Genomic DNA, 18,922 nt, shown 5'->3' with positions numbered 1-18,922 from the left:
ATGTTACCTATATTAAACGCTATAGTGTGGAATCCAGACCCCGCTCTATTCTCTATTTTCGGTAGGGAGATACGGTGGTATAGTCTTCTATTCGGGTTAGGGCTCTTTTTCCTTGGGCCATGGATTGTTTCCCGTATCTGGAAGAAAGAGCAACTACCCCAAAACTGGTACGATCAACTCTTTTGGTACGTAGTATTAGGTACGATTGTAGGGGCCCGATTGGGGCATTGTTTCTTCTACGAACCTATGTACTATCTGGCCAATCCTATAGAGATATTAAAAATTTGGGAAGGAGGCTTGGCAAGCCACGGCGGGACGTTGGGGATTATTCTGGCTATCTGGATTTTCTCTCGCAAAGTAACACACCGCCCCATGGTCTGGACGTTGGATCGATTGGCTGTTCCAGTTGGTCTTGTTGCTGCCCTTATCCGTATAGGTAACCTCATGAATAGCGAGATATTTGGAAGACCTACAACGCTCCCTTGGGGTTTTCAGTTTGTACGTTCTCCCGAATACTTAAGCCTGAATACAACATTGGGATGCCATCCTACGGCCATATACGAGGCTCTTGCCTATCTTATAGTTTTTGCCGTTTGTATGTGGCTCTACTGGCAGCGAGATGCAGCGCGACGTCGTCCAGGACTCATCGTCGGGTTCTTCCTTTTGGGCACTTTTTCAGCCCGCCTCATTATCGAAGGTGTCAAATTGGTACAAGAAAGCTGGGAGACACAGATGATAGAAACAATCGGTCTTAATCAAGGACAATTACTTAGTGTGCCTTTCATTATAGCAGGTATATACCTCATTGTTCGAGCACTGAGTAGACCAGAACAATTGAACAAAGTAACCGATTCACTACACGAAAAAAAATAATTAATATATAGTAATTCATTAGACAATGGTTCCACAAATAAGTATTACGGACTCTATCTATTACGTAGGTGTCAATGATCGTACCAAAGATCTTTTTGAAAGTTTATGGCCGCTTCCCTATGGAGTAAGCTACAACTCCTATCTTATCGTCGATGAAAAAATCACGCTGGTCGATACCGTTGATATCTGCTATTCAGAGCAGTTTTTCAGACAAATAGAGCGCGTCATAGGAGACAAACCGATCGATTATCTCATTGTAAATCACATGGAGCCAGATCATAGTGGCTCTATCGGCATGCTTAAACGTCGCTACCCCAATATGCAAGTGGTGGGTAATAAAAAGACTTTTACCATGCTTAAGGCTTACTACCCCGATATTACTTCCGATCTGGTAACAGTAGCAGAGGGAGATTCTTTAGATACAGGACATCACAAGCTCTCATTTGTCTTTGCTCCCATGGTGCACTGGCCAGAAGTTATGTTCACTTACGACGCTACAGACAAAGTTCTTTTCTCGGCAGATGCTTTCGGAACGTTCGGCACGTTGGACAGTCATATCATAGACAGCGAGCTCGACATAGAGCACTATTACCAAGAAATGTATCGTTATTACGCTTGTATCGTAGGCAAGTATGGATCTTTTGTACAGAAGGTTCTCCAAAAAGTTAAAGAGCTAAATCTCCCTATCGATAAAGTTTGCTCTACCCACGGTCCTATTTGGACAAACTTTGGATTTCAGCGTGCCTATGATATCTACGACCAGTTAAGCCGATATGCTACAGAAAAAGGGGCGGTGGTACTTTACGGAAGTATGTACGGCAATACAACTGTGATGGCAGACACTATCGCTCGCGGTTTGGGAGAGGCAGGTATAAAGCATGTTGTATGCCACGATGTTTCTCGTACTAACCCGTCTTACATTTTGCGAGACCTATTCCGTTACCGTGCTTTCATAGTAGGGAGCCCAACTTATAGTAATGAAATCTACATGCCGATACTGAACATACTGAATATGATTCGCCTCCGCGAGGTGAAAGATCATATCTGTGCAGTATTTGGTTCTTGTACCTGGGCGGGACAAGCTGTACGCAAGATTGTTCCCATCATGGAAGAGCTGAAGTGGGAGATTGTGGGAGAGCCTCTCGAACAAATGGGTGCCCCCGAAGAAGCAGACTTGAAAAAAGCTTTTGAGTTGGGACAAGCTGTAGCTCAACGCCTGCACGAACTCTATAAAGAGTAGATTTTACGCCAATAATTGCTTATCCTTTAGGAAAGGGACAAGACAAAAACTAAACCCTCGGAGAAGAAATTCCTCCGAGGGTTCTTTCTATAAAAAGCTTTTTGCTTCAAAAAACAGGGCTATACAGACTATACAAATTGACCATAACCGACATTTGTTTTAGCCCCAAGGCCAAACTCACAGATAATGGCTTTGAAGAGGTCTTCTGTAAATTTTGCTGTTAGCCCTACTTTATGATCTTTGAGGATAAAGCGAAACTTATAGGTAACACCTGGATTAACCCTCAAAAAGCGTATAGGATTGGGATTTTTCAAAGGGTCAGGATGGGGGGTGATATAGTCCTCTCCAAAGAGTTTGTTATCTACTTTTACAGGAATGGCATCGAGAAAAATATCTCTGTCGTAAATGGAAAGTTTCTCTCGCTTATTTACATCCACAGAGCGTGGAGAAATAGACATGTCTCCATCGTCAATAAGCTCCTCTCCCTCAAATACTGTCTTAATTAATTCTTCACGTAGGACTTTTTTATCGAGTAGCTTGTCGGGAAGTTTATTCTCGTCTTTAGGCTCATAATTTGCAAGGAAGTCCCACTCTTCGATGGCAGAGCGTAGCATCCCTTTGATAGAAGAACCAGGGATAACGGGCAAACCCGATGTATAGTCGAAGTACATCCCAAGGTTGTAAACCTCTGGATCATCCTCTTTATCCCCCTCATCCTTAGGTTTGTTTATCTCGTGATGATAGCCCACACCACAGAGCAACCCTGGATAGCAGGTCTTTAGCTCGAAGCTCTTTATCCCTTGGATATTCACTGCTTCGTTGTAGGGGGGTAGGATAGCATTCTTTAGTTCATCTCTATCTTTTTCGTCCTTATCCTTATTTTCTTTTTTATTGAACGTAGAGAAGTTGGTTACAATGCCCTTGCTATTGAGTTTTATCGTATTGAAATACTCTCGATAGTACCAGTATCCAAAATTCATTGTGCACCTCCTTTTTGTTGTTCTGTATTGCTTGTCTCAGGTTCTTCAGCAACAAAAGTCCGAAGTGCCAACTTGAGAGCTACCGCATACTCAAGTATTTTGCGCTCCCACTCCTTGGCCTTGCCCCCTAAATCTTTTATACTTCCCCCCTTTTTGTCTATTACAAGTTCGATAATCGCTGTGGGGGAGTCATTAGTCATATTTTCCTTTCCGCCCACTTCCATATAGTATAAAGCTCTGAGCCATAAGGTTCGCTTCTCCTTATTGTAGAATATGAGCGTAGGAAGAAGTCCCGACTGAATGATAGTAGGACCAAGAGCATTGATATATCCCTCGTGGACTTTCTCGAACTTCTTATCCTTGCCCACAATACCTACTCCCTCAATGGCTTGCATAGCCTTGGGAATTAAATCCTGAATGACTTTCTTATTCATTTTTTAGAGGAATCTTCAATGTTAGTAATCTTGCAAAAACCATAACCAATAGAGCCATTAGCCCCTATTTGGATAACTCCCTCTTCGATTATCTTGTTGAACTCTTTGAAAATGTCTTCATTATCGTAGGATACGAAGAAGACAAAACGGCTCTCGGCAGGCACGACCTCTTCGTACCATAGGTTCTTACTCTCTCCATTGTCCAATTTGTTGCGGGCTATGACGGGGAGTTGCTCAAAGTCCTCATTGGACAAATCCTTTTTAGTCTCCTTAGGTAACATCTTTTCAATATCGAATGGAGCAGAAAGAAGGTTTGCTAACTCCTCTATAGGCTTTTGCAGGGCTTCGTTTGTTTTGAGAATGTAACTGATATTCTTTTCAGTTGTCTGAACAGGATAGGCTAATAGGTTAGCTTGGAAGAAGGTGAAGTTGCCAATGTTGTGCTCTTCTTCATTCTTCTCATTACTATTTTTCTTATCCCTGTTCACATCAGCCCCAAACACATAGTCAAGCTTGGTAAAGCCTTGCTTCGAAAAGAACTGTCTCAAAGCTCCTTTGAGGCTGGAGGAGTAGATGCAGGGCGTCCCTGTGGTTACATCTCGTTGTACACATTTGTCCACTACTTCGTAGGTGGCATCTCCCTTACCCACGTGCATATTGGTAAGGCATCGAATGATATAGGTGGCAGTTTTCATGTTTATATTCTGTTTATTTTATTGTTTTTGATGGATTGACTATTTCGGCATGATTATAGCCGATGGTATAGAAGTTGGTGGATGCTGCGAGGTGCTCACAGAATTGATCCGCTTGCTCTTTAGTATCGAAGTAAAACACGGAGCCTCTGGCATATAGTTCATGTTGATGACTTAGAGCCGTTTCATCTTTTTCGAGGTACTGCTCCTCTCTTTTCTTCTTCTTGTTGTAGAACCTTTGTGTTCCTACGTGAGTGAGCAAACAGGCAAAGTCTTTCACTTCCGTGCTTGCAAATTTTACCCCTTCAAGGTGATTAGGCTCAATCTTAGCATCGGATAGGAGTACTACGGTATAGTGCTTCTCATCGCTCGTAAGAGCAGAACCCTTAATGTTGAGTTGGAGATCCTTTGTCTTTTCGCTTACCTCCATGAGGAAAGGTTGTCGCTCTCCACCGAGGTAGACAATTCTCTTATCTAACTCTGTGTATTCGATTTCTCCCTCTGTCTCTAAAAGCACCGCAAAGCAGAAGTCGTGCTCTCGCACGGGTGATTGCTTACACTCGTTGGTCTTTTCGCTCTTTAGCTCTTTGAAGTTTTTGAAATGGTAGTATCTCTGACGGAAGAAGGCATCGTCGTTCGTCGTTCCTTTATAATCTTTGCGTATCCCGATGCGCTCATCTTTTACAAAAAAGTCCTCTTCGTTAAGGAGCGTAGAGCCATTGGGTGATAGCCAGCAAGATGCCAGCTCTTTCTTGGGGTCATAAGCCTCAAAGATGGGAGGGCATCCAGCTTCACAAGAGAGGTGTAAGAGATTGTATGGAGCTTCTTCTTTCTTCTTTTGAAACCGTCTACCCACAGGTAGGAAGTACTCTTCCTTACCCTCATTGTTCTTCTTCTTGTCTATGATAAAGACAGGAGAGAGCGATTGGATAACACCAAACTCCAACTTCTTCCCAGCGAATGGAGAGAAGCTCTGTTCGCCAATCAATTCGCCAGCTTTATTTTTATCTTGGATTTTATTATCCTTGAATACGTCCTCTCCCGCTATTTGTAACAGTTGATAGCGCAAAAGCCCCAACAAGGCAGTTTGCTGTGGAAAGTGGGAGGAGTACACAAAGTAGTCGGCATTATCATCGCCAAATGTTTTCTTCTGCCCAAAGAAAAACTTGTCCAAAGGCGTAAGTTTAATAAGATAGGTAGACATATTATTTCTCTGTTTTAGAAGTTACAAATTGACAGTAGCGCAAGATGCCGTGCAGGAGTTTCTTTTTCTCTTTCAACTCGCGAGGAGCATCTTCGGAGCGATGCATAGAGTAGATAAAATCCTTGAGGAGGGAGAAAAACGTTTCGTTCTCTTTGTGAATTCCTTCGTCAAAAAAGTTGTCAAAGACCGCATTGATACGCTCTTTGTATAGCGCAACCTCGTCGGTGAAAATTGTCTCATACATATCTTCTATCCAATAGATAAGACTGTTGAGCATACTCTCATCCTCCTTAAAGGCTCGTATAAGCTCGGTTGCCTTTTTGTATAGCCCTGTTTCTTGTTTACACTTATCGGTACTATGCTTGCAGGGGAGCAAGAACTCTATCCGCTGCCCACTGTGCTTTTGTATGGATATAGCTACGGCATCTCTCGTTGCATCTTTTGCTTTCCTCAACATACTTTCGGCTATGTCTATTGCCTCAGACATAGGACTCTTGTAGTAAAAGATACTTACGCCGTAAGACATCGAAAGCCCTTCGCCTATTTCCTTTTGGATAAATAGGTCATCTATCTCCTTAATAAGGTTGAATACATCCTTTTCGGTATTGCCCTCCAATACAGGAGCAAAGAGAAAGAGATCATCCCCTCCGATATAGACAGGTATAGCCTTTGTTTCTTGTATTAACGCATCGGCTACATCAACAGAGAACTCGAAGAACGATTTTGTAAATTTCGTTAGCTCATCATCCACCTTTTTATCCTCGTCCTCTTGTACTTTGAGATTTTTGATATATGTCCCAAAGCCATCTCCGTCCGCCTTTATGACTGCCAAATATTTGTAGCAGTTGCGAAAACCAGGCTTTGAGGTTAATTGGGTGTACTCTACCTCTCCGTTTTCATCTTTGGGAGGAGCTTGTTCCCATCCCGATACGGCTATCTCCGAAGTGCTTGGGAAAGCTCTTTCCTTGGAATAACCTTGTAAGAACGAATTCTTCGAGGACTCGATAAAGAGCTCTATATAATCTTCGTTGGTTTGAATGGGGGCTTTGTTGAACAACTCTTGCGTGTCTAAGTAGCTATTGAGTCGCTCCAAAATGCCACAATTGGAGTCAAGCTCTACCGTTATGCAGGAGATAGAGAAGTAGCTCTCTAAGAATTTGCAAATGTACTTCTTACCCGTTGAAGTATCGGTGTTATACCGACTTTTTATTTCTTCAAGCTCCTTCTTCCTCTTTGGGTCACTTTCCGTAGCTATCTTTTGCTCAATCTCCTTTTCTTTACTCTGAAGAATAGGTATGAATTTTTCGAGAAGTTCCTCGAAAATCTCTCCTTTTATAGTGTCGAGTTCTCCCTCTTTAAGTACTCCCTTTGCAAAAAGTCTATCGGGGAATAAGCCTACCTTTTTAGAAATGTTTTGAAAAGCATTATTGTCAGTTTGCACTGGAGAGATAATATTAATCCCTTTTTTGTGCATCCTCACGATTAGTTCGTGCATTATCCAAGAGAAGAGGTAGCTCGCCGTCCAAAAGGACTTTACGCTCCGAGCCTTAGCCAAGGTCTTACCTATTGGTCCTATGGTTATTGCTGTATATACATTATCTTTCATTTTCTTTGAGCTCATTCTGAAGTTTATTGTAGATAGCTTTTATACCGTCGAAAATATCCTCACCACCCTTTTTTACTGTTACTCTTAGCTCGGGCTTTATATTTGAAAATATATATTTAAGAACGTCTTTCAAATCAATATCTGTTGGGACTTTTAAGGTTAAAGGCTTTTCTTTGAGAGGGATAAGGTTTTTTTTGCCTGTTGTATCTTTTTCTTTGCCTGTTATATCTTCTTTTTTTACTTGGAATGCTTCCACACTGACTTCGCTACCTAAAAATTTGTCCCATCCAGAATATTCTGGAAAAACATCAAAAAATACAGTAAACCCTTTGTCGAAGCGAATAGGCTTAAACTGGATGGGTGACTTCAAACGAGAAAACTCTTTTACCCCTTCATCCGTTTCTTTTTTGCAAGTCTTCTTAACCTGATACTTTTTCCCCCATACTTCATCGGCGGAGAACCCTAATAGATCTCTAAAATCATTTTTCTCTTTAGAAGAAATATCCTTTACTTTATACTTCGTCTTTTCCTCGTCAAGTTTCTGGGGAAAGAAATATTCTTTAATGCTCTTTTTGTCCCATTGCTTCTCTTCAGCGGTCGTTGCGTAGTAATGCAGTGCTGACTTGAAGTAAAGGATACTTCTGTTTTGTTCTCCTCTCCTTCTATACTCATTTATGCCACTTCTAAGGCTTTTATAGAAGTAATTTATTCTATTCATAACCTCTTTGTAGTCTTTGCTTGAAATGTCGAAGGAGTATTTATAGACAGCTCTAATGTTAGCTACCCCCTGACTTTTTATTGTGAACGAACCGTATCCTTTGGATTGTCTAGCACCAAAGTTATGGAGCATAAAAAAGTTGGTGATGAGATTGTTCACCTCTTCTCTTAGTCCAGCATTCTGAAAGTGCATTACCCCTTCAACTGGAGTATTGACCAATGTTGCTAATTGTACCTTCTGCCAGTTTTTCTCAAACAACCTTTCTTTATCCTTTATATCCTTCGGAGTGTCTCCATCCTTTTTTGTGGGTTCTGATTTAGCCTTGTCCTCATTGGCAAAGTAAGAGGTCAAGGGTAGTATCTCAACCTCTTGCACCCCTAATTTCTTCTGTACATGACTTTTTAATGTATCTGCATCTTTCGGGTTACTACTCATTGGCAAGAAATATTGCACTTTCGCATCAGAGCTTAGCTTAAAGGAGAGTTTGTAGTTCAAGGCTCCCTCTTGTCCGGGGATGAGACAAAGTTCCAATTTTGCATCCTTATTCCCTTTTTTCTTCTCTTCCTCGTACACTCTACGAGCATCTGCATCTTTTTTTTGGAGATGCTTTTTACCCTCCTTGTAACACTCCTCTTCATTTACTTTGGGGTCATTCACAAACCTCTTGCCTATCTGCGTCAAGATAAACTTGTCGAGCTTCGGTTTGACTTCGGAGGCGCGAAGCGTTGCCCCTGCATCCTTGGCTTGGAAGTGGATGATAGGCGTATGCTGTTCTAATTCAAATTTTAATTTATACATAGCTATAGATTTAGATCTTCTGACGTATAGGATTTTTGTCCTTGGGCTAACTGTTTTCTTGCTTTTTCATAGTCTTCTGGGGCTATATACAGAGGGGTTAAAGCATTTTTCTCTGCTTCAGATTGGAAGTATAACAGTTCTTTTGCAATTTCTTCTTTAGAAAGAACTCCTGCTTTGATAAGATTCTCAAGGTCTCGACTCTTTTTCCATAACATATTGACCTTCTCTGCTCGTACAAAATACTCTAAGGAATTTTCTTTAGAAGGAACCAATAGAGAGGATAGATTTAGTACAATGGCAATGAAGCCCAACATTGTCGTGATTGAGAGTCCCCACTCACTTACAAAAGAAGTTATCGTAAGTATGGATAATACTAACGCTAAAGTATTTATTATCGTTACAATCCTTTTATAGCGAATTTCCCACTTCTTAAGTCTCGCAAATGCGTTGAAACAAGAATAACAATAGATGGCAAAATCCGCTCTATATTCTCGTATTCGCTGAATTAAAAACTCTGTTCGAAGTTCTTCTTCGCAAGGATGCTCTCTACTTTTCTTTCGAACCCCAAAGAAGTAGCGGGGTATTTTACTCCATAAAACCATATTTTTTCAATTTCTAAAGTAGGGTGAGACACCCAACAATTACTACGAATAAGATTCTCTATATTACAAATCACATCAATATTTATACCTCCTATATTGAACTTGCCATAGTAAGAACGAATCGTTCTTGAAGGATAAAAAATTATTTTCTCAATGATAAAGGGAGTGAACAAGTTATTTACTCTTTCGATATCTCTACTATCTGCAATAATAATATCTATGTCACTACAATACATTTTAGTTCTTCTTAGTACTTTGGATGCAGAACCTGTTACAGCCCAATCTATCTGGTTTGTATCCAAGATGTGTTTTATAATAGGAAGTACAGTATGTATAGAAAGAGTGATATCGGAGACTGGTAATTTCTTTCGAATGTCAACCCAAGTCTCATTTAGCTTTTCTCTATGTTTTTGATATAACCTTTCAGGGATACTGGGGGATTTCAGATTTATATGAGCATAAGCACTATACACATTTTGAAACTTCTCTACAGTATCAATTCTAATAGACATTAATTCCTTGATAAGGGTGTCTATAAGTGAAATAATGCTTTTTGCAGAAAGTAGAGATTCAACAAAATTGAATATCAAAGAGGATACAGATATAACACTCACCATATAGAAAACCAATGAAGAAGAATCTCGGAAACAAATTATTATCAGTGGTAATAGAAAAAGAGTTAATCCTATAACAAAACCTGCTATCTTCCTTTTATATTCGTACATTTTTGAAAAAAGGTACCTATTCCAAATACAGTTTTCAAGCATCCTATGGCTTGTTTCTTGATAGCTATTTATTTCTTTCGGAGAGTCGTAGTATTTTGTCTTTTCATTGTATAAGGAGTATATATCTTCCTTTTTTATGACTTCTGGTAGCTCTTTATAGATTAATTCTCCTATTCTTCTTCTATTTGATAAGTTGTAGGTTAATTCATAGTTCCCAATTTCTCTTGCCTCTCTATTCCAATTGTTTGCTTGGTATCGAAAGCACCATTGTAAAATGGTAAAAAGAGAGGCAATTATACTGCTTAATAACTCTATATCATCAATAGAAATACCCTTAAAAACTTCAAAACTAAAAACTCTAGTAATACTCTTAAAAGTGGGTATAAGAAGAAGAATACCTACAGCAACACATCCAAAAAACCGGCTCTGATATTGCTTATACTTAGACTTTTTGAATAAAAAACTTCGGATATCTTGTATAGTGTGCAAGCCTCTATGTTTGTAATCGATTCTCATAATTATCTCTTGTTACTACAGCCTAATAAATACCTTTTCTTTATCTATTTATAATGAGCATCTATTTATAGCTTCTTGAACTACCGCTTATCGGATGATAGGGCAGGGGAGGAACGCTTGTGGGACAGCTATACCAAGGGCAATAGCTCCGCATCATTATGTTTGTAGAACTGAGACCAAATTTAATATAAATAAACGGATATTGCGCCCTTTAGATGGATGATTTTTTTCGATGAGAGTGTAGGGGAGTCTCTTCGTCTTTCTGTTGTTGTATAACTCTCTATATAAGGTTTGTGCGAGATGTGATACTCTGACTTTTAACGCTCCAATAGTAGAGGATAGAAAGGTATAACCCTTTCACTCAAAAGAGTCAATCCTTTCCGAAGTTTGCACGGATGGTTTTGCGCCAAACCATTAACCCTTTTGAGTAAAAGGTTCCGTGCAATAATCTTTTTCCTCCCACTCTAAAAAATCAAAAGATAGGTATTAAAAGCTCTTTCCTCTCGAACAATTCTTTATTTGCAGATTGCATATATATATTCCAAGTACTGAATATATATATATTCAGATTGAATATATAAATTTGCAACCTTAGAATAAAGAAATCCTCTTGAGAAAAGCAATTTTTAGAGAGGTAGAATGTATTTATTCTACACGTATCAGCAAAGTTCTTGCAATACCCCCACTAAAAAGAGGGCTGAGTAACATTTAATATTTACTACTGTCACAAGTTGCGATATTTTCTATTACAAGAGCTGTCGTATTGTTGTCCGAACTTACAATATACAAGAGATAAGTGAATAAAAAACAGTAACTTTGGAAGTCAAAACAGACATAGCGTATGTAATAGTTATGGAAAAAGAGGCAATTGAACAAGTAGATTCACTTCAAAAAGATCTTCGTTATTTACAGCTCCTATCGGAGCGTTTTCCAACATCTGCCGAGGCTACTTCGGAGATGATCAACCTCGAAGCAATTTTAAATTTACCCAAGGGTACGGAACACTTCCTTGCCGATGTACACGGAGAGCATGAAGCTTTTAATCATGTTTTGAAGAATGCCTCTGGAAGCATCCTTCGGAAAATAAAAGAACTCTTTGGCAGACAAATGTTGGAGCAGGAGATGGCTGAGTTTGCGACTTTGGTCTACTATCCCAAAGAAAAGTTAGGACTTGTAAAAGAGGAGAATAAATCTCTTGAAGATTGGTATAAGGTAACCTTAGACCGTCTTATCAAGTTGTGCCGTAAGGTGAGTGAAAAGTACACTCGTTCGAAGGTAAGAAAGTCCCTACCACCGCACTATAGTTATATTATCCAAGAACTTTTGCACGAAGAGGGAGTAAACCCCAACAAGTCTGCTTATATAGCCAGTATTTTCTCTACAATTATATCGAGTGGAAAGGCAGACGACTTCATCATATCGCTCTGCGACACCATCAAACGTTTAGTTATAGATCGCCTGCATGTGGTGGGAGACATTTTTGATAGAGGTCCTGGTGCCCAGTACATTATGGATACTATTATGCGCTATCACAACGTGGATATTCAATGGGGGAACCATGATATTCTGTGGATGGGTGCTGCTGCGGGAAATGCTGCCTGTATGGCCAATGTAATTCGTATTGCATTGCGTTACGCTAATCTCGATACTATTGAGGAGGGATATGGAATCAATATGCTTCCGTTGGCTCGTTTTGCTATGGAAACCTATGCAAACGATCCTTGTGAACGCTTCAAGCCTAAAATGGGAGACTCGGATATTAGCTACGATGAGAAAAGTGCCTATCTAATCAGTCAAATGCATAAGGCGATTGCTATAATACAGTTCAAACTTGAGTACCAATTGATAAAGGATCACCCCGAGTATGAAATGGATAGTAGAAATCTCTTGCATAAAATTGACTGGGAAAAGGGAACATTGGACCTTACGGGAATGAAACCCAACGGAGGGTATGGACACCACCCGATGTTGGATATGAACTTCCCAACGGTAGACCCCAAAGATCCTTACAAGCTTTCTCCTGGCGAAGAGAGTTTGGTCAATCAGTTGGTAACCTCTTTCTATAGAAGTGCCAAACTACATGAACACATAAAGGCTTTGTATCGTTTGGGAAGTATGTATTTGGTCTGCAATGGGAACCTCTTATACCATGCTTCCATGCCGTTGGATAGTAACGGAGAGCTCAAAGAGATACGCGTGGGTAGCTCTACTTACAAGGGGCGCGCGCTACTCGATAAGATAGATTCAGTGGTACGTGATGCTTATCAAGCTCTGCCAGATACAAACACTAAGAAAAAGTCGGTAGACTATATGTGGTATCTCTGGTGTGGAGCCAACTCTCCTCTCTTTGATAAGTCTGCAATGACCACTTTTGAACGTTATTTCATACAAGATAAAGAGACCCACACAGAAGAGAAAGGTTATTACTACAAATATCGTAATCAAGAGAAAGCCATCGAGCTTATTCTAAAAGATTTTGGATTGGAGGGCCCCGACAGCCACATTATTAATGGGCACGTACCCGTCAAAGCTAAAAAAGGAGAAAAGCCCCTTATGGCAGGAGGTAAGTTGTTGGTGATTGATGGAGGTTTTAGTAGAGCTTATCAGTCCAGTACTGGCATTGCGGGATACACTTTGATATTCAACTCTCGAGGGCTACAATTAGTTCAACATGAACCTTTTAGCAGCACAAGAGAAGCAATTGAAAACTTAGACGATATTAGAAGTGTTACTATAATAACAGAGCAAACTTCGCACCGCATATTGGTTGAGGATACCGATGTGGGTAAAGAGTTGCGCTCTCAAGTAGATAATTTAAAAAAGCTCCTTTTGGCTTACGACTTAGGTCTCATTAAAGAGAAAGAGGCAAGTAAGTAAGTGGCTTTTGACTTTTTACTCTAATTATTTCAATTAGGATGCGTAAGCTAATTAAACTGCTTTGGCTATTTTTCTTGGCCCTTTGGGCATGCGGACTTTTGCTCTTTGTGTTGATATGGAACGGCATAATAGGTTATATGCCTCCCATTGAGCAACTACAAAACCCCATAGATAAGTATGCCTCTCAACTGATATCTGCCGATGGTGAAACTTTGGGCTCCTATGCCCGAAGTGGTAACAATCGTATCTATTCTTCCTATTCGGAGCTATCTCCCGAACTTGTCAAGGCCTTAATTGCCACAGAAGACGTTCGTTTTGAAAAGCACTCAGGGATTGACGCAAAAGGATTGTTACGTGCTGTAGTAAAGAGAGGTATTCTACGTCAAAGGTCGGGAGGGGGCGGAAGTACCATTACCCAACAGCTGGCTAAGCAACTTTACTCACCTAAAGCAGACAGCCACTTAGAGCGCATGCTACAGAAACCAATTGAGTGGGTTATAGCTGTACGCTTGGAACGCTATTATACCAAAGAGGAAATCATATCGATGTACCTCAACCAATTTGACTTCCTCTACAATGCGGTGGGAATACGTTCTGCTGCACAAACCTATTTCTCTAAAAAACCCTCAGAACTTAAACTTGAGGAGGCAGCGATGCTCGTAGGAATGTGTAAAAACCCATCTCTTTATAATCCCATACTGCACAAGGATAAGAGCCGAGCTATCGGCCGTCGTAAGGTCGTATTGAATCAAATGCAGAAAGCTGGGTATATTACCGCTTCTGTGGCAGACTCTGTAGCCTCTCTTCCTCTACAAACCAAATTTCATCGACTAACACATACAGAGGGAGTGGCTCCCTATTTTCGGGAGTATATACGCCTTCTTTTGACCGCTAAAGAACCTCATCGAAGCGACTACGGAGCTTGGGCTGGACAACAATACAGTTTAGACTCTCTGGCTTGGGAAACAAATCCTTTATACGGGTGGTGCGAGAAGAATAGAAAGCCCGATGGCTCGAAATATGACCTCTACGCCGATGGGCTTCGTATTTACGCAACTGTAGATAGTCGCATGCAACGTTATGCAGAGCAGGCTATTCGTGAACATATCGGAGGCTCCCTACAACCTCTGTTTGCAAAAGAAAAGAAAGGGTCCAAGACAGCTCCTTACTCTTCGCGAGTTTCTCTCAAAGAGCGAGAAGAGATGATTTTACGTTCCATGAAGCAATCAGACCGCTGGTATCAAGCCAAGAAAGCAGGATTATCAGAATCGGAGATTATAGCATCATTCAACAAGAAAGTACGGATGCAGTTGTGGTCTTGGGAGGGCACCATCGATGTAGAGATGACGCCTCGAGACTCTATTCTGTATTATAAGAACTTCCTTCGCTCCTCTTTTATGGCGATGAACCCACACAATGGGCACGTGTTGGCTTATGTAGGAGGTATTGACTTCCGCACCTTTAAGTACGATATGGTCAGCCAAGGTAGAAGACAGGTCGGCTCTACGATAAAGCCTTTCTTATACTCTCTTTCTATGATAGAAGGGATGACTCCCTGCGATATGATACTTCACAATCCTGTCACGCTCTATGATGCTAACGGTAGGCCATGGACTCCTCGAAGTGGAGGAGCTCGAAAAAGTGGGGAAATGGTAAGTATTCGTTGGGGCTTACAAAATTCATCTAACTGGGTTACTGCTTATCTAATGGGTAGGACCTCTCCCGCCACTTTCGTGCGTTTATTACGTTCCTATGGCATCACTGGACCGATTGACCCCGTGGTTTCTTTGGCTGCAGGTACTCCCGACATCTCTTTGGCAGAGATGGTAAGTGCTTATACTACTTTCGTTACCCAAGGCATACGGGTTACACCGCTTTATATAACACGGATTGAAGATCAGTTTGGTAATACCATTGCCTCTTTCACCCCTTCGATGAACGAAGTTCTCTCCGAAGACGCGGCCTTGAAAATGCTTGACATGTTGCAAGCGGTAGTCAATGGTGGTACAGGGGGGCGATTGCGAGGCAAGTATAATCTGACCATGCCTTTAGGAGGAAAAACGGGGACCACTCAGAACAATAGTGACAGTTGGTTCATGGGATTTTCTCCAGAGATAGTGGCCGGCTGTTGGGTAGGCGGTGAAGAGCGCTCAATACATTTTAATTCGACAGCCGTGGGACAAGGTGCAGCTGCAGCACTCCCCGTCTTTGCGAAGTTTATGGCAAAGGTTTATGCAGATCGTACATTGGGATATTCCAAAGATACCAAGTTCAATATTCCACTTGGCTACAGTCCTTGTACTGCAGAGGAAGAGGTTGAGCAGTATTCCATAGGAGGAGAGGTATGGGATTTGGATGTTGTCTCAGGTCCTTACGAAGAAGAAACTACAACACCACAAGAGGAGTTTTTCTGGTGATTTAACAAAACGATTTGAATTTATAAATAGATAAAGTAGAAATATATTTAAGAGAAAGATGGAAAAAAAACGAGTTTATTCCTTTGGTAATGGTAAGGCCGAAGGACGTGCCGATATGAAAAACCTGTTAGGAGGGAAGGGAGCCAACTTGGCCGAAATGAACCTAATAGGCGTACCTGTTCCTCCAGGATTTACTATTACTACAGAGGTTTGTGGTGAGTACTATTCTATTGGCGGGGAACGTGTTCGTGAATTACTCGATACAGAAGTAAAAGCAGCTGTAAAGGGGATCGAATCTTTGATGAATAATAACTTTGGAGACGTTTCTAATCCTTTACTTCTCTCTGTACGTTCTGGTGCACGTGCTTCTATGCCTGGTATGATGGATACCATCCTCAACTTAGGTTTGAACGACGAAGTTGTAGCAGGCTTGGCTCGTAAAACAGGGAATGAACGCTTCGCTTGGGATTCATACCGTCGTTTCGTACAGATGTATGGAGACGTCGTTTTGGGTATGAAGCCCACAGAGAAGACCGAGATAGATCCTTTTGAAAAGATTATTGAAGAGGTAAAGCATGAAGCTGGCGTTAAACTCGACAATGAATTAAGCGTAGAAAATCTTAAAGATCTTGTAGCTCGCTTCAAAAAAGCAGTATTCGAGCAGACAGGAAAGAACTTCCCCGTAGATCCCTACGAACAATTGTGGGGTGCAGTAATGGCCGTATTCAACTCTTGGATGAATGAGCGTGCGATTCTTTACCGTAAGATGGAGGGAATCCCTGCCGAATGGGGTACGGCTGTAACAGTACAAGCGATGGTATTTGGTAATATGGGCGAAAGCTCAGCAACGGGTGTCTGCTTTTCTCGTGATGCAGGAACAGGTGAAAACCTTTTCAACGGAGAGTATCTCATCAATGCACAGGGAGAAGATGTGGTAGCTGGTATCCGCACTCCTCAGGAAATTACCAAAATCGGTTCTATTCGTTGGGCTGAGCGTGGTGCTATCTCAGAAGCAGACAGAGCATCTAAATACCCCTCAATGGAGGAATCTATGCCCGCAATCTATGCAGAGCTTGATGCCATCCAACGTAAGTTAGAAGAGCACTATCTCGATATGCAAGATATGGAGTTTACTGTACAGGAAGGCAAACTCTGGATTCTTCAGACACGTAATGGTAAACGCACGGGTAGAGCAATGGTAAAGATCGCTTGTGACTTGTTGAAAGAAGGAAAGATTACCGAAGAGCAAGCATTACTTCGTATAGAAACAAATAAGTTAGACGAACTTCTCCACCCCGTATTCGACAAGAACGCTCTTAAAAGTGCAAAGTTGCTAACAAAGGGATTACCCGCTTCTCCAGGAGCTGCAACAGGTCAAATCGTATTTTTTGCCGACGATGCGGCAGCGTGGAAAGCTGAAGGAAAGAAAGTCGTTATTGTTCGTCAAGAAACCTCTCCAGAAGATTTGCAAGGGATGGAAGCCTCAGAAGGTATCCTTACGACTCGTGGAGGTATGACTTCTCATGCTGCAGTAGTAGCTCGTGGTATGGGTAAATGCTGTATCACAGGTGCTGGAGAAATGATTGTTGACTATAAAGAGCGTACTTTGACAGTAGGTGGTACCGTACTCCGTGAGGGTGATTGTATCTCTATCAACGGTTCCACAGGAGAAGTTTTCCTTGGGGAAGTGGCTACCGTAGCTGCCGAAATGGACGAAGACTTCAAGACAATTCTTGCTTTGGCAGATAAGTATGCCAAACTAAAGGTGCGTACCAATGCCGATACTCCTCGTGATGCTGCTAAGGCTCGTGAATTCGGTGCCGTTGGTATTGGTCTATGCCGTACAGAACATATGTTCTTTGAAGCCGATAAGATTAAGGCAATGCGTGAGATGATTCTCTCTAACACAGTAGAAGATCGTGTAAAAGCTTTGGATAAGATTCTTCCTTACCAACGTAAGGACTTCTACGAGATTTTCAAGACTATGCAGGGGTTGCCTGTAACTGTTCGCCTCTTAGATCCACCTCTACATGAGTTTGTTCCCCATGATGAAAAGAATCAACGTGAGATGGCTGAAACAATGGGTATTGAGTTGTCTGTCTTGCAAGAACGCATCAAGAAATTAGAAGAGCACAACCCAATGTTGGGTCATCGTGGATGTCGTTTAGGAAATACTTATCCAGAGATTACACGCATGCAAACTAAAGCAATCTTGGGTGCTTGCTGCCAATTGGTAAAAGAGGGAGTAGAGTGTCATCCTGAGATTATGGTTCCTTTGGTGGGTATCTTGTACGAGTTCAAGGAACAGGAAAAAGTAATCAGAGAGACTGCCGAAGAAGTTTTTGCAGAGGAAAATATCCGAGTAGACTTTAAGATAGGCACAATGATTGAGGTGCCTCGCGCAGCACTTACAGCAGATCGTATTGCTTCCTCGGCAGAGTTCTTCTCTTTCGGGACGAACGACCTTACTCAGATGACTTTCGGTTACTCTCGTGACGATATCTCTAGCTTTTTGCCAGAATATCTTGAAAAGAAGATCTTAAAGGTAGACCCCTATCAAGTACTTGACCAAAAGGGTGTAGGACAATTGATCAGCATGGCTACAGAACGTGGACGTGCAGTACGCCCCGATTTGAAAGTAGGTATTTGTGGAGAACATGGAGGAGAGCCCTCTTCTGTTAAATTCTGCCATCGTATAGGACTCAATTATGTTTCTTGTTCTCCTTTCCGTGTGCCTTTAGCTCGTGTTGCAGCGGCTCAAGCAGCAGTGGAAGAAAATAAGTAATTGAAGTGTAACTAATAAACCTCTTTGAAAAGAGGGAAATGTTTAGAAAAGAGGGCTTATATCTAACGTGTAAGCCCTCTTTCTGTTACTATGTCATTAAAGTATCCTTTCTTACGGACTTCACATAGATATCTGATAGTCTTTCATCCTGTGTAGCTGCATGAAAGGATACTGTCCTACAAAAGTGTGTAAGCCCCGTAGCTCTTAACTTTTTCGGACACTACCCATGAAGAAACTTGAGTTGTCGAACCTCCAGTATTTTTATAGAATTAGCCGTCGACGCTTTTTCATTAGAAGAAACAACACCATAATCATCGAAGCCCTCTTTATTTACATTACTTTTTTCTTGTAACTTTGCGGGTACTAATCGCACTATAATAGAATTGAAACAAACGGGCTTGGTAGATAGCACTGAAACGCTCAGGTACTAATCGCACTATAATAGAATTGAAACC

13 protein-coding genes are annotated in these 18,922 nt (G+C 41.3%); 5 read left to right on the top strand and 8 right to left on the bottom strand.

The genetic code is table 11. The features are described 5' to 3' along the window. Window positions 1–873 carry a prolipoprotein diacylglyceryl transferase gene (lgt, locus tag B5D06_RS00065; RefSeq protein ID WP_078735999.1) on the top strand — a complete coding sequence of 291 codons (873 nt, stop codon included), beginning with the start codon at window positions 1–3 and terminating at the stop codon, window positions 871–873. A 25-nt stretch (window positions 874–898) separates the two neighbouring features. Further along, window positions 899–2,113, top strand: a complete 1,215-nt coding sequence (locus B5D06_RS00060) for an FprA family A-type flavoprotein (RefSeq protein ID WP_078735998.1) — start codon at window positions 899–901, stop codon at window positions 2,111–2,113. A gap of 128 nt (window positions 2,114–2,241) precedes the next feature. On the opposite strand, the gene cmr6 is transcribed toward B5D06_RS00060, so the two are convergent. The 8 genes from cmr6 to B5D06_RS00020 all read right to left on the bottom strand — a co-directional run bounded on the left by cmr6 (window position 2,242) and on the right by B5D06_RS00020 (window position 10,388). Further along, window positions 2,242–3,093, bottom strand: coding sequence for a type III-B CRISPR module RAMP protein Cmr6 (gene cmr6 / locus B5D06_RS00055; protein ID WP_078735997.1), 852 nt, complete (start codon window positions 3,091–3,093; stop codon window positions 2,242–2,244). Beyond that, entirely contained in the window at window positions 3,090–3,527 is a 438-nt protein-coding gene (locus tag B5D06_RS00050; RefSeq protein WP_078735996.1) for a type III-B CRISPR module-associated protein Cmr5, read from the bottom strand. The genes cmr6 and B5D06_RS00050 overlap by 4 nt, the downstream gene beginning before the upstream one ends. Then, a complete protein-coding gene (gene cmr4 / locus B5D06_RS00045) occupies window positions 3,524–4,222 on the bottom strand; it encodes a type III-B CRISPR module RAMP protein Cmr4 (RefSeq protein WP_078735995.1) in 699 nt (232 codons plus the stop codon). Before cmr4 ends, B5D06_RS00050 begins: the two co-directional genes overlap by 4 nt. A gap of 13 nt (window positions 4,223–4,235) precedes the next feature. Next, window positions 4,236–5,423, bottom strand: coding sequence for a type III-B CRISPR module-associated protein Cmr3 (gene cmr3 / locus B5D06_RS00040; protein WP_078735994.1), 1,188 nt, complete (start codon window positions 5,421–5,423; stop codon window positions 4,236–4,238). A gap of 1 nt (window position 5,424) precedes the next feature. Then, window positions 5,425–7,029 (bottom strand): type III-B CRISPR-associated protein Cas10/Cmr2, encoded by a 1,605-nt coding sequence (cas10, locus tag B5D06_RS00035; RefSeq protein WP_078735993.1) that lies wholly within the window; start codon window positions 7,027–7,029, stop codon window positions 5,425–5,427. After that, on the bottom strand, window positions 7,019–8,545 hold the full coding sequence (locus tag B5D06_RS00030) for a hypothetical protein (RefSeq protein ID WP_078735992.1): 1,527 nt from the start codon (window positions 8,543–8,545) through the stop codon (window positions 7,019–7,021). Before B5D06_RS00030 ends, cas10 begins: the two co-directional genes overlap by 11 nt. A 2-nt stretch (window positions 8,546–8,547) precedes the next feature. Next, complete coding sequence (locus B5D06_RS00025) at window positions 8,548–8,760, bottom strand: hypothetical protein (RefSeq protein ID WP_143742522.1); 213 nt, start codon at window positions 8,758–8,760, stop codon at window positions 8,548–8,550. A gap of 290 nt (window positions 8,761–9,050) precedes the next feature. Further along, window positions 9,051–10,388, bottom strand: a complete 1,338-nt coding sequence (locus B5D06_RS00020; protein WP_078735990.1) for a nucleotidyltransferase family protein — start codon at window positions 10,386–10,388, stop codon at window positions 9,051–9,053. Window positions 10,389–11,240: 852 nt separating this feature from the next. On the opposite strand from B5D06_RS00020, the gene B5D06_RS00015 reads away from it, so the two are divergent. The 3 genes from B5D06_RS00015 to ppdK are packed head-to-tail and all read left to right on the top strand — an operon-like array spanning window position 11,241 to window position 18,467. Further along, window positions 11,241–13,265 (top strand): fructose-1,6-bisphosphatase, encoded by a 2,025-nt coding sequence (locus B5D06_RS00015; RefSeq protein ID WP_078735989.1) that lies wholly within the window; start codon window positions 11,241–11,243, stop codon window positions 13,263–13,265. A gap of 38 nt (window positions 13,266–13,303) precedes the next feature. After that, the gene (locus B5D06_RS00010) at window positions 13,304–15,682 is read left to right on the top strand and encodes a transglycosylase domain-containing protein (protein WP_078735988.1); all 2,379 of its coding nucleotides are present in this window, start codon (window positions 13,304–13,306) and stop codon (window positions 15,680–15,682) included. A 58-nt stretch (window positions 15,683–15,740) separates the two neighbouring features. Next, entirely contained in the window at window positions 15,741–18,467 is a 2,727-nt protein-coding gene (ppdK, locus tag B5D06_RS00005) for a pyruvate, phosphate dikinase (RefSeq protein WP_078735987.1), read from the top strand. Window positions 18,468–18,922: the final 455 nt, after the last annotated feature.

The sequence above is a fragment of the Porphyromonas circumdentaria genome, assembly GCF_900167105.1.
GTDB classification, from domain to species: domain Bacteria; phylum Bacteroidota; class Bacteroidia; order Bacteroidales; family Porphyromonadaceae; genus Porphyromonas; species Porphyromonas circumdentaria.
Note: the sequence above shows the minus strand (reverse complement) of the source record. Positions and strands in the feature narration are given on the sequence as shown.

Excerpts from the sequence above, each read along its gene's own strand:
- lgt (WP_078735999.1), top strand. The coding sequence starts at position 1 with ATGTTACCTATATTAAACGCTATAGTGTGGAATCCAGACCCCGCTCTA.
- B5D06_RS00060 (WP_078735998.1), top strand. The coding sequence starts at position 899 with ATGGTTCCACAAATAAGTATTACGGACTCTATCTATTACGTAGGTGTC.
- cmr6 (WP_078735997.1), bottom strand. The coding sequence starts at position 3,093 with ATGAATTTTGGATACTGGTACTATCGAGAGTATTTCAATACGATAAAA.
- B5D06_RS00050 (WP_078735996.1), bottom strand. The coding sequence starts at position 3,527 with ATGAATAAGAAAGTCATTCAGGATTTAATTCCCAAGGCTATGCAAGCC.
- cmr4 (WP_078735995.1), bottom strand. The coding sequence starts at position 4,222 with ATGAAAACTGCCACCTATATCATTCGATGCCTTACCAATATGCACGTG.
- cmr3 (WP_078735994.1), bottom strand. The coding sequence starts at position 5,423 with ATGTCTACCTATCTTATTAAACTTACGCCTTTGGACAAGTTTTTCTTT.
- cas10 (WP_078735993.1), bottom strand. The coding sequence starts at position 7,029 with ATGAAAGATAATGTATATACAGCAATAACCATAGGACCAATAGGTAAG.
- B5D06_RS00030 (WP_078735992.1), bottom strand. The coding sequence starts at position 8,545 with ATGTATAAATTAAAATTTGAATTAGAACAGCATACGCCTATCATCCAC.
- B5D06_RS00025 (WP_143742522.1), bottom strand. The coding sequence starts at position 8,760 with ATGTTATGGAAAAAGAGTCGAGACCTTGAGAATCTTATCAAAGCAGGA.
- B5D06_RS00020 (WP_078735990.1), bottom strand. The coding sequence starts at position 10,388 with ATGAGAATCGATTACAAACATAGAGGCTTGCACACTATACAAGATATC.
- B5D06_RS00015 (WP_078735989.1), top strand. The coding sequence starts at position 11,241 with ATGGAAAAAGAGGCAATTGAACAAGTAGATTCACTTCAAAAAGATCTT.
- B5D06_RS00010 (WP_078735988.1), top strand. The coding sequence starts at position 13,304 with ATGCGTAAGCTAATTAAACTGCTTTGGCTATTTTTCTTGGCCCTTTGG.
- ppdK (WP_078735987.1), top strand. The coding sequence starts at position 15,741 with ATGGAAAAAAAACGAGTTTATTCCTTTGGTAATGGTAAGGCCGAAGGA.